Raw genomic sequence first — 13,931 nt, 5'->3', positions numbered from 1 at the left:
TCAACGAGTGACGCGGCCGTCGCGGGGACGCTTTCCGTCCGCCTCGCGCGGTTGGCGCGAGGTCAATGGTCTCGCCCCGCGTGCCCGGTTATCTCCACTATCGAACGTCGGTCGGGCTAACTGTCCACGCGGCGCCTGGCATATGGCTGAACTCCGCGGTACGAGCCCTCGCCCAGCGCGCCGGGCAGACGCAGCCCAGAAATCCGGCTGTACGTCCGCGGCAGCGATGGCGGCATCGTTCCGCAGTGTGTCATCCGGCCGCACCCACTGTGGGCGCAACCAAGTACCAGTATCCCACACCGTGCGCCAGGTGTTCGCCATGGCGCCGCGCAGGGCACTCGCACCGGTCCGGTCGGCCCGGCGCCGGACGGTGATCAGAGCGGGAATTCGGGGAACCAGAGGGAGATTTCGCGCTTGGCGGCCTCGGGCGAGTCCGATCCGTGAACCAGGTTGTACTGGGTCTCGAGACCCAGATCGCCACGGATGCTGCCGGGTGCGGCCTTCTCCACCGGATCGGTACCGCCGGCCAGCTGCCGGAAGGCCGCGATGGCGCGCGGTCCCTCCAGCACGGCGGCGACGACCGGGCCGGAGGTGATGAACTCGATCAGCGAGCCGTAGAACGGCTTCTCCGCGTGCTCGGCGTAGTGGGCGGCGGCGACTTCCGCGGTCACCTGCTTCAATTCGAGGGCCGCGATGGTGAGACCCTTGCGCTCGATCCGGTTCAGTACTTCGCCGACGTAGCCGCGGGCCACACCGTCCGGTTTGATAAGGATCAACGTCTGCTCTGTCACGCGGTCAGCCTAATGGGCGCCGCCGGACAAGACCCAACCGCAGTCCGCGCAGGCCCGTGACCACAGCGTGGACGCACCCGGCCGGAGCCGATCCGGCGATCCGCGCACCCACCGGCCCGCACCCGGAGGGCTCGGCCGGTCAGGAACCGCCGCGAGCGCGCTGACTGGGCAGAGTGCCCTCCTCGAGCCGCCGTTTCACATCCGAGCGCAACAGCAGGATGAAGGCCCAGGCAACGAGGAAGACCACTCCGATGACCGTGATCGACAGATGGAACACCCCGCCGATCAGCACCGGCACCTGCAAGCCCAGGTTGAACGGGATCGCCCAGGAGCGGCGCTGCAATCCCGCGCCCGCGATCATCACCAGGGCCAGCACCACGAGGTAGGTGCCTGAAACCCAGGTGATGCCCCCGGCGATATCGGCCACAACCGGCAGGGCCAGCAGAACCGTGATCGCCTCGAGCACCAGGGCACCCGCCATCACACCCCGCAGGCCCTTCCAGGGGTCGGGCGGGGCCGGGGTCGTCGTCTCGGGGCCGGACGCTTCGGGCTCACTCATGCTGTTCCTTATCGTCGGCGTCGCCGCGGGCGGCGCGGGTCCTGGGCAGCCACGCGCTCGGGCCTCCCCGCGCCCGCTGCCCGGTTTCGGCGGGGCCCGAGGCCGGGATCGCCGCGCAGCCGCTCACCGTGCGCACACACGTTCCGTGCCCGGCCGGTGGCTCCGTCCTCGCCGGCCGCGCTACGGACCCGGACGGCGAGGCGCCGCCGCGACCGGGTCGGTGAGCGGTCAGCGGCATTACGCCGGGTCCTTACCGAACAGGGCGCGCGCGGCACCGGCTGTCACCACCGACCCCGTGACCACGACGCCCGCGCCGGACACCATTTCTCCCGCGTCACCGACCTCCTCGGCGAGCGCGACGGCTGTTTCCAGCGCGTCGGGCAGCGAATTCGCGGTGACCACGCGCTCGTCGCCGAATCGCTGGACGGCCAGGTCGGCGAGCTGGTCCACCGACAACGCGCGCGGGGACCCGTTGGTGGTCACCACGATCTCGTCGAAGACCGGTTCGAGGGTGGTGAGAATACCGGCGACGTCCTTGTCGGCCAGGACCGCGACCACTCCGACCAGTTTGCGGAAATCGAACTCGGAGGTCAGCGTCGCGGCGAGCGCGGCGGCACCCGCCGGATTGTGAGCGGCGTCGATGAAGAGAGTGGGCGCGTTGCGCATCCGTTCGAGACGACCGGGGCTGGTGACCTCGGCGAATCCGGCGCGGACCGCGTCGATATCCAGCTGGCGCTGCGCCCCGGCACCGAAGAACGCCTCCACCGCGGCCAGCGCGAGCGCCGCGTTATGGGCCTGGTGCTCACCGTGCAGGGGCAGGAAGATCTCGTCGTACACCCCGCCCAGCCCCTGTAGTTCCAGCTGCTGGCCGCCGACAGCGATCCGCCGGCCGAGCACCTGGAACTCCGAACCGGCCCGCGCCACCGCGGCGTCGACCTCGACCGCCCGGCGCAGCAGCACCTCCAGCGCCTCGGGGTCCTGCTCGGCGATTATCGCGACGGTATCGGTGGGGACCAGCGATTCCGGGGCTCGTTTGATGATCCCGGCCTTCTCCTCGGCGATGGAGGCCAGGTCGGGGCCCAGGTATTCGATGTGATCGAGACCGATGGGAGTGATGACCGCGACCTGCGCGTCGATCACATTGGTGGCGTCCCAGCTACCGCCCATACCGGTCTCCACGATCGCCACGTCCACCGGGGCCTCCGCGAACGCCGCGTAGGCCATGGCGGTGAGCACCTCGAACTTGCTCATCGCCGGGCCGCCCGCGGTCGCCGACTGGGCGTCGATCATCTCGATATAGGGCTGCATCTCCCGGTACAGCTCGACGTAGCGGGCCGGGGAGATCGGCCGGTTGTCGATACTGATCCGCTCGGTGGCCAGCTGCAGATGCGGGCTGGTGAGCCGCCCGGTACGGCGGTGCAGGGCGGTGAGCAGCGAATCGATCATCCGGGTCACCGACGTCTTACCGTTGGTGCCCGCGATATGGATCGCCGGGAAGCCGTGCTGGGGCGAACCCAGCACATCCATCAGGGCGGCGATCCGGGTGAGCGACGGTTCGATCGCGGTTTCCGGCCAGCGCTGGTCGAGTTCCGCCTCGACCAGTGCCATCTCCGCCAGCTCCACCGGCGACGGCCCGGTGCCGAGCCGGGCGCCCCCCTGCAAGGGCTCCGGCTCGTCGTTGTCGCCGTGGGCGTTCATTTGCCGCTCAGCTCGGCCAGCCGGGACCCGATCCGCGCCACCTCGGAGGCGGCGACATCGCGCCGGGCCCGGATCTTGTCCACCACGGGTTCCGGGGCCTTGGCCAGGAAAGCCTCGTTGCCGAGTTTGGCCTCGGTTCCCGCCAGCTCCTTCTGCGCGACCGAAAGATCCTTCTCCAGGCGGCGGCGTTCGGCCACGAGGTCGACGGTGCCCGAGGTATCGACCTCCACGGTGACCGTGGCGCCGCTGAGCCGCACCTCCACCGAGGCGGTGGCCGCGAAGCCCGCGCCCGGTTCGGTGAGCCGGCCCAGCGTGCTCACCTCGGGATGCAGATGCGCCAGGCCCGCCGTGTCCAGGCCGAGCACCCGCGCCGCGACCTTCTGCTTATCGTTCAGACCCTGATCGCTGCGGAACCGGCGGATCTCGGTGATCAGCCGCTGCAGATCGGCGATGCGCCGCGCGGCGCCGGTATCGGCCGGGGTCCCGGTACGCTGCGGCCAAGCCGCGACGACCACCGATTCCGCACCGGTGAGCGCCTGCCACAGCGATTCGGTGACGAACGGGATCACCGGGTGCAGCAACCGCAGCACCGCGTCCAGCACCGACCCGAGCACGACCCGGGTGGATTCGGCCCGCTCCTCGCTCTCGGCGAACTGGACCTTGGACAGTTCCAGATACCAGTCGCAGAGCTCGTCCCAGGCGAAGTGGTACAGCGCCTCGCAGGCCTTGCCGAACTCGTAGGCGTCGAACGCGGAGTCCACCTCGCCGAGCACCTCGTCGAGCCGATCGACGATCCAGCGGTCGGCGTCGGTCAGCGTGGCCCGCGCGGGCACCTCGCCCGGGCGCGCGCCGTTCATGAGCGCGAACTTGGTCGCGTTGAAGAGTTTGGTGACGAAGCTACGCGAGGCCAGGGCGTGCGGCTCGCCGACCGAGAGGTCGCCACCGGGCTGGGCGCCGCGGGCCAGAGTGAAACGCAGCGCATCGGCACCGTAGTTGTCGATCCAGTCCAGCGGATCGATCCCGTTGCCCCGGGACTTCGACATCTTCTTGCCGAACTGGTCGCGGATCAGGCCGTGCAGGAACACATCCTGGAACGGAATCTGATACGCGCCGCCCTTGCCGGTGGTCAGCGCCGGATCGTCGGCGACGAAGGTGCCGAACATCATCATCCGGGCCACCCAGAAGAACAGGATGTCGTAGCCGGTGACCAGCACACTGGTCGGATAGAACTTGGCAAGTTCCGCAGTGGCATCCGGCCAGCCCATGGTCGAGAACGGCCACAGCCCGGAGGAGAACCAGGTGTCGAGGACATCCGGATCCTGCACCCATCCCTCGGGGGCCTGCTCGCCGGGGCCGACACACACGACTTCACCCTCGGGCCCGTACCAGATGGGGATGCGGTGACCCCACCACAGCTGCCGCGAGATACACCAGTCGTGCATATCGTCGACCCAGTCGAACCAGCGTGGTTCCTGACTGGCCGGGTGGATCACGGTATCGCCGTTGCGCACCGCGTCACCCGCCGCTTTCGCCAGCGATTCGACCTTCACCCACCACTGCATCGACAGCCGGGGTTCGATCGGTTCACCGCTGCGTTCGGAATGACCCACACTGTGCAGGTAGGGGCGTTTCTCGGCGACGATCCGGCCCTCGGTCGCGAGCCGTTCGCGAACCTTCACCCGGGCCTCGAAGCGGTCCATACCGTCGAATTCGGTACCGGTATCGGCGATCCGGCCGCGTTCGTCCATGATCGTGGGCATGGGCAGGTTGTGCCGCAGGCCCATCTCGAAGTCGTTCGGATCGTGGGCCGGGGTGATCTTCACCGCACCGGAACCGAATTCGGGATCCACGTAGTCGTCGGCGATGATCGGGATCTGCCGCCCGGTGATCGGATGTTCGAGGGTGGTGCCGATCAGGGCCCGATAGCGCGGGTCCTCCGGATGCACCGCGACCGCGGTGTCACCGAGCATGGTCTCGACGCGGGTGGTGGCGACCACGACATACGGTTCGGAGTCGTCCAGCGATCCGTACCGCAGCGACACCAGCTCACCTTCGACGTCCTCGTATTTGACCTCGATATCGGAGATGGCGGTGCGCAGTTCCGGCGACCAGTTCACCAGGCGCTCCGCCCGATAGATCAGACCGGCGTCGTAGAGGCGTCTGAAGATCGTCTGGACAGCGCGGGAAAGCCCCTCGTCCATGGTGAACCGATCCCGCGACCAGTCCACACTGTCGCCGAGCGCACGCATCTGCCACTGGATCGCGCCACCGGACTCACGTTTCCAGTCCCAGACCTTCTGCACGAACAGTTCGCGGCCGAACTCCTCTTTGGTCTTACCGTCCACGGCGAGCTGCTTCTCCACCACGGTCTGCGTGGCGATACCGGCATGATCCATCCCGGGCAGCCACAGCACCTCGTAACCCTGCATGCGCTTACGGCGGGCCAGAGTGTCCATCAGCGTGTGATCGAGCGCATGGCCCATATGCAGCGTTCCGGTGACATTGGGCGGCGGCAGCACGATCGAATACGCGGGCGCGGAACTGTGCGGGTCGGCGGCGAAGTAACCGGCGGCTACCCAGCGCTCGTACAGGTCGGCCTCCACCTCGCCGGGATTCCAGCTCTTGGGGAGGTCATCGGCACGATTACGCGTGTTGTCAGGGGCTGCGCTGGTCACGCAGCGATTCTAGTGTCTACGGGGTCACCTCCGGCGTCGCGGGTGCTGTGTCGGATCGCGGCACCCGCGACGCCACGGGGTCGGAGCCCTCGCGACCCCGGCCCTTCGCTCCACCGCCCGGTCACCACGATCGCCGGCTCGGTCGGCCCGGAGCCGGAGCAGGCTGCGGCCACCGGCGACGGCCGGCCGGAGAGGAAACGCACGACCGATGGTGCAGCCGGGCGCCCTGACCGGTAGGTCGGCACGTTCGCCTGCCTGCCCCGTCCTCCGCATACCGGCGCCCTATCGGATGCCGGAGAAGCCGGGGAGATGCGAGCACTCGGCGACCCGGACGCGAAGCGAACAGGAGCGCTCGCGCGATATCGCCCGATGATGGCGATCGTGGGCGGCCACCGCACCGGCCTGGGCAAAGGGCCGGGAGAGTGCGGGAGAAACGAAGAGACGGAGCCTTCGGTGGATGAGGGACACCGAAGACTCCGTCTACATCCGTAAGACTACCGCCGATCCTGGCCCGCGCTCCTAATCCATAAGCAATTCTCAGCTTGAGCACCGGAATTCTCAGGTGTCCGCGCGGCCCGCCGCGGCGGGCGGGCCCGGCCGAATCCTGTGACCTTCAACGGACAAAGGCGACAATCTTGCCGAATCCGGTCCGACTGGGGACCCTGGACGGGGTGAACCCCCCGCTCGACTCCGTGCCGTTGAACCCCGCGGAATCCATCTTCCCCGAATCGGATTCGGAAACCGTCCGCCCGCGGGCCGTCGACGATCTACGAGGCCGGTCGACGCGGGAGCTCCGGTACCCGGCGGGCGCGGCCGTGTTGTTCGCCGGAATCCCCGGCGCGGGCAAGAGCACCGCGCTGCGCCGGCTGTTCGGTTCCGATCCCGACGCCGAGCACGCGATACCGGGTCCGGACCGCTCGGTGGTGCTCGATTCCATCCACGCCCGCAACTCGTGGCGGCGTCGACTGGCCTGGCTGCCCTACCCGCTGTGGCGGCCGGTGGTGCACGTAGTGCACTTCGGCCGGATCTGGGTGGCGCTGCGCGATCACCGCGGTCCGGTGGTGATCCACGATTGCGGCACCATCGGTTTCACGCGCCGGATGCTCACGCGCTGGGCCGCTCGGCACGGGCGCGAACTGCATATGGTGCTGCTCGACGTTCCGGCGACCGTCGCCCTGGCCGGGCAGTACGCGCGGGGCCGGCGGGTCGGGCGGCTGTCGTTCAACTGGCACGTATGGCGTTGGAGACGCATGCTGCTCCGACTGGAGACCGGGACCGGTCCACGGCCGGCGCCCGCCTCGGTCGTGGTAATCGACCGCGGCGTCGTCGACCGGCTCCGGGTGCGGTTCGCCGCCTGATTCCGGCGTCAGGGCGTCAGCACGGTGAGCGCCCCTGGTTCGGCGCGCGCGGTCAGCGGTAGCCGGCCCGCGGGTTCGCCATCGGCGGTGGCCGGAGCGCCGGGGGCGCTCAAACTCAGGGATTCGGCGCGGTACTGGGCCACCGCGGGATGCTCGATCCGCTTTCCCGCCGACAGCGCGGGCAGGATCCGCAGCATCTCCAGATGCGAGACCTTGCCGACGACGGTCACATCCAGCAGTCCGTCGTCGCACCGGGCATCCGGGCAGATGAGCATCCCACCGCCGTAGGTGGTGGTGTTACCCACCGCGACCAGTAGCGCGTCGGTGGTGATCACCTCCGCCGACGGCCCGTCCAGGGCGATCCGGTAGGGCACGGCGATACCGTGGGCGATCTCGGCGACCGCGGCGAAGGTATAGCGGGACCGGCCGCGCGGATACCGCATCCGGTTGGCGCGCAGAGTGACTCGCGCATCGAAGCCGGTGCACGCGACGGTGGCGAACCACATCGGGTCGTGCCCGGCCGGTTCCAACCGGCCCAGATCGATGGTGCGCGACCGGCCGGACCGGACCAGTTCCGCGGCGTGGCCCGGTTCGTCGGCGATACCCAGTTCACGCGCCAGATCGTTGCCGGTACCCGCCGGGACGAGAGCCAACGGGACACCCGAATGTGCCAGTGGATCCAGAATCGTGTTGACCAGCCCGTCGCCGCCCACGCAGACGACCGCGTCGGGCGCGCCGCGCACCACCTCGCGCACCTGTTCGCGGGTCCGCGCGGCGGAGGGCGCGTGGATCTCGACGACCTCGATCCCCGCGCTGGAGAGCCGGTCTACGACTGTGCGGGCGGCCTCGCGCGCCCGGCCCTGGCCGGAGGCCGGGTTGGTCACCACGGCGACCGTACGCACTTCCCGGGAATCCGCTGCGTTGCGGCGAGTCATGGCAGCAGTTTGCCAGGGTTGAGGATCCCGGCCGGGTCGATCTCGCGTTTCACGGCGCGCAGCACCCGGATCCCCAGGTCGCCGATTTCGGCGGGCAGCCAGGCCCGGTGGTCGGCCCCGACGGCGTGGTGGTGGGTGATGGTGGCGCCGGCGGCGGCGATGGCATCACCGGCGGCCGTTTTCGCGGCCCGCCACTGGGCGATCGGCTCGTCGAGCAGTTTGGCGACGACGGTGAAGTACAGCGACGCGCCGGTCGGATAGGTATGCGAGATATGGCACATCACCAGGGCCGGTGCGCCCTGGGCGGTCAGTGAATCGGTGAGGGCGGTTGTCACTTTCGCCTTCAGATCGGCCAGCGCGCTCCAGGTGGTCGCGGTTTCCAGGGTTTCGCAGAGCACCCCGGCATCCAGTAGCGCATCACGCAGGTAGGGCGCCGCGAAACGACCGTGCTGCCACTCCCGGGCCGGTTCGGGGCCGAGTGCGGTGCCGCCGGCGGCACGCAGCAGGGCCGCGGCCTCGGCACCACGGGCGGCGGTGTGCGCGGCGGTGCCCTCGAAGGTCGTCACCGCGAGGCAACCGGCAACCGATGCCCCGGCTACATTCCCGGCCCGGGCCAGGTTCAACCCGGTTTCTGCTTCATCGGACAACCGCAGCACCGTCGGCGCGGCACCCGTCTGCACGACCGCCCGCAACGCGGCCGTTCCCGTTTCGAAATCCGGGAAGGACCAGGCCATATGGGTAGTGGTCTCCGGTACCGGGTGCACCCGGACCGTGACCTCGGTGAGCACACCGAGAGTGCCTTCGGAACCGACGAACAGTTCACGCAGATCGGGTCCGGCGGCCGAGGCGGGCGCCCGGCCGAGTACGAGGTCGCCGGTGGGTGTCGCCACCCGGATCCGCTGGACCATATCGTCGAACCGGCCGTATCCCGCGGAGGCCTGACCCGAGGATCGGGTCGCGGCGAACCCCCCGATACTGGCGAATTCGAAACTCTGCGGGAAGTGACCGAGCGAGAGCCCGTGCTCGGCGAGCAACTGCTCGGCACGCGGTCCGGTGACACCGGCGCCGAAGGCCGCGGTACCGGAGACAGGGTCGCAGTCCAGCAGCGCGTCCAACCGACGCAGGTCCAGCGCGATCACGGTGCCGAAATCGCCGCGGACCGGGTCGAGACCGCCGACCACGCTGGTGCCACCCCCGAAGGGCACTACGGCGATGCCCTCGTCCGAGCAGTAGGCGAGCACGGCGGCGACCTCGTCGTGATCGGCCGGGAAAATCACGGCGTCCGGTGCGTCCTGCGGGGCCGGGTCGCGCCGTCGCAGCAGGTCGGGTGTGCTCTTGCCGCCGGCATGCCGCAACCGGTCGATCGGTTCGCTGGAGAGGTGGGCGGCACCGACGAGCTGCGCCAGACCGGCCCGCCGATCCGGGGACAGGACCGGCGGCCGGAGCGGCACATCGCCCTCATCACGACGCGGCGCCGGCTCCCCGGAGACCCCGAACACCTGCGTCAGCAGGCCACGGATCCGCTCGGGCAGCGGGGTGTGCCCGGAGGCGACGCCCCAGGCGTCCCACACCATATCCGGTCGCCCCGCGCTCGACCCCGAGTTCGCCACAGGTTCGCCTTGCTCACTGGTCATGCGTTACAGTTTGACATGCATTGTCAAGCAGTAACCCGAACCGGAGATGAGGTCGAGCCCGTGTCCACCGGCACAGCCGCCCCGGACCCCGGCACCGCGCCCGTCGAGCAGACGATCCTCGACGCGGCGCGCGATTGTGTCGCGGAATTCGGGGTCCGGCGCACCACACTCACCGAGGTCGCCCGCCGGGCCGGTGTCAGCCGGCCCACGGTCTACCGGCGGTGGGCCGACAGCCGCGCCCTGGTCGCCGAATTACTCGTGCGCGAACTGCGCGAGATCATCGCCGAAGCCGTGCCCACCGGCGGGCTCGCACGCGACCGGCTGGTCACCGGAGTGGTGACCGGCGCGGCCGAGGTCCGGTCGAACCCACTGTTCGGCAAGATCTTCCGCACCGATACCGACTTGATGCTGACCTACGTGTTCGGGCGGCTGGGCCGCAACCAGCGGCAGTTGCTCGACCTGTTCACCACCGAGATCCAGGCGGGTCAGGCAGACGGTTCGGTACGAGCCGGCGAACCCGGCCGGTTGGCCGCCATGGTGCTGCTGATCACCCAGTCCGCGGTGCAATCGGCAGCCACGGTCACCCATCTGCTCGACGGTCCCGCCCTCGACACCGAACTGCGGCACGCCCTCGATACCTATCTCGCCCCGTGATCCCACCTTCCAGGAAGGAGTAGCGCCCGGCGCACCCCGGCGGTCGCCACCCGCGACCGTCCGCCCCGTCCTCGCGGCGGGCGCCGTGCCGAGAAACAAATGGCCGAGAACCCTTTCCCCACCTCGGGACCCGCGTTGAACGCGCATCGCCGGCTGCGTGAACTCACAGCCCTCGGCGACGATCCGAATATCGATCTACTGGTGATCGGCGGCGGGGTGACCGGCGCCGGAGTAGCGCTCGACGCGGCCACTCGCGGGCTGCGCACCGTGCTGGTGGAACGCCACGATCTCGCCCACGGGACCAGCCGGTGGAGCTCGAAACTTGTGCACGGCGGGCTGCGCTACCTGGCGAGCGGGAAGGTAGGTATCGCGCACGAGAGCGCGGTCGAGCGCGGAATCCTGCTCCGCCGCACCGCTCCCCACCTGGTGCGACCGCTACCGCAACTGGTCCCCCTGCTCCCGGAGATCGGGTTGTCCACCCGAGCCCTCATCCGCGCGGGTTTCCTGGCCGGCGACGGGCTGCGCGCCGCCGCGGGCACACCGGGCGCGCTACTGCCGCGCTCCCGGCGGGTGACCCGGGCCGAGGCACTGCGGCTGGCGCCGACGGTGCGGCAGCACGGGCTCCGCGGCGGCCTGCAGGCCTGGGACGGACAACTCGTGGACGACGCGCGACTCGTGGTCGCACTGGCGCGTACCGCCGCCGCCCACGGCGCGACCGTACTGACCCGCGTCGCCGCCGAGGAGGCCGCCGGGAACCGGGCCCTCCTACGCGACACCTTGACCGGCGAAACCCTCGAGGTGCATGCCGCGGCGGTGGTGAACGCGACCGGCGTCTGGGCGGACCAGGTCGACACCACCATCGAACTGCGCCCCAGCCGGGGCACCCATCTGGTATTCGACGCCGCCGCCTTCGGCGGACTCACCGCGGCGCTGACCGTACCGGTACCCGGCGCCGTGGGCCGTTTCATCTTCGCCCTGCCGGCCCCACACGGGCGGGTCTACCTCGGGTTGACCGACGAGGACGCCCCCGGGCCGGTCCCCGACGAACCGCGGCCCACCGGCGCCGAGATCGACTTCCTGCTCGATACCGTCAACACGGTGCTGCGTATCCCCCTGACCCACATCGATATCCGTGGCAGTTACGCCGGGCTGCGGCCGCTGCTGCGTACGGCGGGCGACAGTACGGCCGATATCTCGCGGGAACACGCTGTCCTCACCGCGCCGAGCGGGCTGGTGACGGTGGTCGGCGGCAAACTCACCACCTACCGCAAGATGGCACAGGACGCCGTCGACGCGGCCATCGCACACGCGGGACTGTGGGCGGGGCCCTGCCGGACGCGAGAGCTACCGCTGACCGGCGCGGTCGGCGGGGTGGCCCGGGACCGGCTCGCCGCACCTCAGCTCCTCATCGAACGCTACGGTGCCGAAGCTCCCGCGATCGTCACGCTCGCCGCCGCGAACCCCGAACTGGCCGAACCGGTCGCGCCCGGCGCGGATGTACTGGCAGCGGAGTTCGTCTGGTCACTCGAGCAGGAGGGCGCCCTCGACGCGGCCGATCTCCTGGACCGCCGCACCCGTATCGGCCTGGTTCCGGCCGACCGCGCGGCCGCCCACGCCGCGGCCGTCGCCGCGGTGGCCGGCGCTACCGGATGAACTGAGCGTATTCCCAGGTCCCGACGGCGGCCCACATACAGGAGCGGGGCCAGAGATCGAGACCGTGCGCGATCTCGGCCGCCCGCAACGCGTGCAACTCCGGGGGCTCCGCGGCCGGATCGAGGTAACGAAAACCCAGTCGCCGATAGTAGGGCCCGTTCCACGGCACCTCGATGAAGGTGGTGAGCGTTATCGCGGGCAGCCGATGGTCGGCGGCCCAGCGCACCGCGCGGTCGATCAGGCGACGGCCGATCCCCGCCCCACGGTATTCGGGCAGTACCGAGACCTGATCTATATGCGCGTTCCCGTCGACGATGCTCACGATCAGGTAACCCACCGGTCCCCGGCCCTTCTCCTCCCAGACCCAGGCGCGATCGTCCAGGACGAATTCGCCCAGCACCTCGGCCGCGAGTGGTTCGTCACCGGCGATCGCGTCCATCCCCACCGCGGCGAACGGTTCTCCCGCCCGCACCTCGATCTCCTGCAGCACCGGGATATCCACGGCACCGGCCGCCCGGATCACGCCGCACCCGACCGGGAGACGCACCGCGATGCCCGGATCTCGGCCGTTGCCCCGATTTCACGCAGCACCGGAAATCCGCACAGCACCCCGTGCTGCGGATCGACGGCCATCAGGGCGGTGCGCTCGTCCGATGTGCTGAGCGGCATGAGCTCCTTCTTCCTGTCCCGTGCGAGCGGACGCCCCGGCCTCCCATCCGGCGGTCCGCCGCAACCATCTCATAGGCCGGGTAACGGATTCGCATCTATGCTGGATCCGGTGGTGCGCCAGGAAGGAGCCGCGGGTGCGCGTTGATACGTCCACTATCGGGATCGCACCGGGCGAGGGCCTGGTCGCGCGATTCGGCGATGTCGTGATCTACCTCGTGGGTGCCAATGCGTCCAGCGAGCGGATTCTCGGCGCTGTCGAGGCAGTGGCGGACGCCGAACACCCCGGCGCGGCCATCGCGCAGCGGCTCGCGGCGGTCGTCTTCGGTACCGGTTCGGAGCCACCACCGTTCGGGCTGGTCGCACCCACCGCCGACGGGACCCTGGTACTACTGCGCGGTCCGGTTTCCGCGATGATCTCCGGCGCGGAGGGCTCCCGGCGGCTCGTCGGCGCCCGCGCGTTCACCTGGGTGGACGAGATAGTCCGCGACCCGGTACGGACGCTGACCGTCGGCCCCGGATCCGACGGCCGGGTCACGCCGTACCCGCGGACAGATCTGCGCGCCGGCGTCGTCCCCGGCGGCGGATTCGTCATCAAGGCCGCGGTGCGGCGGAAATCCCAGAACCAGCACCACGCCGCCACACCGGCGAAGAAAGCGGCGGCGTCCTATGAGCCCGCCGCGACCGCTCCGGCCGGGCTCGCCGCGAGCGAGCCGGAACTCGAATCGCGGTCCGGGCCGCGTACCGGTCCGGCCGAAGCAGCCCCCACCCCCGAGCCGCTACCCGGCACCCGGGCATGGTCGGCCGCACCGGCGCCGATGCGCGCCGAAGCTCAGCCGATCCGGCTGCGCAAGGAATCGGCGCGACCACATCTGCACACCCCCGCGCACACCGCCGAACCGCAACATCCGGCCGCGCCCGCCCTGGTGGCCGAGGACGGTACCGCCTACCCGCTCGACCGCGCCTATGTCATCGGCCGCGGGCCCTCGGTGGACGAATCGGTGCGCCGCAAAACGGCCGCACCCCTGGTCCTCCAACGCGACCGGCACATCTCCCGGGTACACGCCTACCTGTCGGTGGATGCGGGGAAGGTCTTCCTCCGCGACGCCGGCACCGCGGCCGGAACATTCGTCTCCACCCCGGGCGAACCGCGCTGGACGCGGATCAGTCAGTCACCGACCGAACTCCCGCCGGGCGGCCGGATCCGCATCAGCGAACAGGTCCTCACCTATCACGGTGCCTGATCGCCCCGCCGCGACATCAAGCCTGGTCCGAACGGCTCGCTTCATGCGCTGCCGGAACCACCTC

General features: G+C 70.1%; 13 protein-coding genes. 4 read left to right on the top strand and 9 right to left on the bottom strand.

The features are described from left to right. Window positions 1-374: 374 nt before the first annotated feature. The 5 genes from ndk to IEY68_RS27780 all read right to left on the bottom strand — a co-directional run bounded on the left by ndk (window position 375) and on the right by IEY68_RS27780 (window position 5,723). Complete coding sequence (gene ndk / locus IEY68_RS27800; RefSeq protein WP_063000364.1) at window positions 375-791, bottom strand: nucleoside-diphosphate kinase; 417 nt, start codon at window positions 789-791, stop codon at window positions 375-377. A gap of 139 nt (window positions 792-930) precedes the next feature. Continuing rightward, on the bottom strand, window positions 931-1,350 hold the full coding sequence (locus IEY68_RS27795; protein WP_063000362.1) for a DUF4233 domain-containing protein: 420 nt from the start codon (window positions 1,348-1,350) through the stop codon (window positions 931-933). Next, window positions 1,343-1,486 (bottom strand): hypothetical protein, encoded by a 144-nt coding sequence (locus tag IEY68_RS27790; protein ID WP_189094521.1) that lies wholly within the window; start codon window positions 1,484-1,486, stop codon window positions 1,343-1,345. The genes IEY68_RS27795 and IEY68_RS27790 overlap by 8 nt, the downstream gene beginning before the upstream one ends. A gap of 101 nt (window positions 1,487-1,587) precedes the next feature. Further along, the gene (gene folC / locus IEY68_RS27785) at window positions 1,588-3,048 is read right to left on the bottom strand and encodes a bifunctional tetrahydrofolate synthase/dihydrofolate synthase (protein ID WP_189094520.1); all 1,461 of its coding nucleotides are present in this window, start codon (window positions 3,046-3,048) and stop codon (window positions 1,588-1,590) included. After that, window positions 3,045-5,723, bottom strand: coding sequence for a valine--tRNA ligase (locus tag IEY68_RS27780; protein WP_063000360.1), 2,679 nt, complete (start codon window positions 5,721-5,723; stop codon window positions 3,045-3,047). The genes folC and IEY68_RS27780 overlap by 4 nt, the downstream gene beginning before the upstream one ends. A gap of 635 nt (window positions 5,724-6,358) precedes the next feature. Between IEY68_RS27780 and IEY68_RS27775 the strand changes: the two genes are divergently transcribed. After that, complete coding sequence (locus IEY68_RS27775) at window positions 6,359-7,081, top strand: ATP-binding protein (RefSeq protein ID WP_229719065.1); 723 nt, start codon at window positions 6,359-6,361, stop codon at window positions 7,079-7,081. A gap of 8 nt (window positions 7,082-7,089) precedes the next feature. Here the strand turns inward: IEY68_RS27775 and IEY68_RS27770 are convergent, their stop codons facing one another. Together IEY68_RS27770 and IEY68_RS27765 are read right to left on the bottom strand one after the other, a co-directional pair. Next, window positions 7,090-8,016 (bottom strand): diacylglycerol kinase family protein, encoded by a 927-nt coding sequence (locus tag IEY68_RS27770; RefSeq protein WP_063000358.1) that lies wholly within the window; start codon window positions 8,014-8,016, stop codon window positions 7,090-7,092. Next, window positions 8,013-9,590: an FAD-binding oxidoreductase gene (locus IEY68_RS27765; protein ID WP_063000356.1), complete on the bottom strand. Its 1,578-nt coding sequence runs from the start codon at window positions 9,588-9,590 to the stop codon at window positions 8,013-8,015. Before IEY68_RS27765 ends, IEY68_RS27770 begins: the two co-directional genes overlap by 4 nt. Window positions 9,591-9,710: 120 nt before the next feature. On the opposite strand from IEY68_RS27765, the gene IEY68_RS27760 reads away from it, so the two are divergent. Together IEY68_RS27760 and IEY68_RS27755 are read left to right on the top strand one after the other, a co-directional pair. Then, window positions 9,711-10,304, top strand: a complete 594-nt coding sequence (locus tag IEY68_RS27760; protein ID WP_229719064.1) for a TetR/AcrR family transcriptional regulator — start codon at window positions 9,711-9,713, stop codon at window positions 10,302-10,304. Window positions 10,305-10,403: 99 nt separating this feature from the next. Then, entirely contained in the window at window positions 10,404-11,957 is a 1,554-nt protein-coding gene (locus IEY68_RS27755) for a glycerol-3-phosphate dehydrogenase/oxidase (protein ID WP_063000352.1), read from the top strand. Here IEY68_RS27755 and IEY68_RS27750 read toward each other — a convergent pair. Together IEY68_RS27750 and IEY68_RS27745 are read right to left on the bottom strand one after the other, a co-directional pair. Then, entirely contained in the window at window positions 11,947-12,480 is a 534-nt protein-coding gene (locus IEY68_RS27750; protein ID WP_058856529.1) for a GNAT family N-acetyltransferase, read from the bottom strand. The two genes, IEY68_RS27755 and IEY68_RS27750, sit on opposite strands and share 11 nt — an antisense overlap. Next, the gene (locus IEY68_RS27745) at window positions 12,477-12,626 is read right to left on the bottom strand and encodes a hypothetical protein (protein WP_156426364.1); all 150 of its coding nucleotides are present in this window, start codon (window positions 12,624-12,626) and stop codon (window positions 12,477-12,479) included. The genes IEY68_RS27750 and IEY68_RS27745 overlap by 4 nt, the downstream gene beginning before the upstream one ends. 134 nt (window positions 12,627-12,760) lie before the next feature. On the opposite strand from IEY68_RS27745, the gene IEY68_RS27740 reads away from it, so the two are divergent. Continuing rightward, window positions 12,761-13,867 (top strand): FHA domain-containing protein, encoded by a 1,107-nt coding sequence (locus IEY68_RS27740; RefSeq protein WP_058856528.1) that lies wholly within the window; start codon window positions 12,761-12,763, stop codon window positions 13,865-13,867. The last annotated feature ends 64 nt before the right edge of the window (window positions 13,868-13,931 follow it).

It is taken from the genome of Nocardia jinanensis (assembly GCF_014645735.1).
Classification (GTDB): domain Bacteria; phylum Actinomycetota; class Actinomycetes; order Mycobacteriales; family Mycobacteriaceae; genus Nocardia; species Nocardia jinanensis.
Note: the sequence above shows the minus strand (reverse complement) of the source record. Positions and strands in the feature narration are given on the sequence as shown.

Coding starts and splice junctions, on each gene's coding strand:
- IEY68_RS27795 (WP_063000362.1), bottom strand. CDS start 1,350: ATGAGTGAGCCCGAAGCGTCCGGCCCCGAGACGACGACCCCGGCCCCG.
- folC (WP_189094520.1), bottom strand. CDS start 3,048: ATGAACGCCCACGGCGACAACGACGAGCCGGAGCCCTTGCAGGGGGGC.
- IEY68_RS27770 (WP_063000358.1), bottom strand. CDS start 8,016: ATGACTCGCCGCAACGCAGCGGATTCCCGGGAAGTGCGTACGGTCGCC.
- IEY68_RS27765 (WP_063000356.1), bottom strand. CDS start 9,590: ATGGTGTGGGACGCCTGGGGCGTCGCCTCCGGGCACACCCCGCTGCCC.
- IEY68_RS27755 (WP_063000352.1), top strand. CDS start 10,404: ATGGCCGAGAACCCTTTCCCCACCTCGGGACCCGCGTTGAACGCGCAT.
- IEY68_RS27745 (WP_156426364.1), bottom strand. CDS start 12,626: ATGCCGCTCAGCACATCGGACGAGCGCACCGCCCTGATGGCCGTCGAT.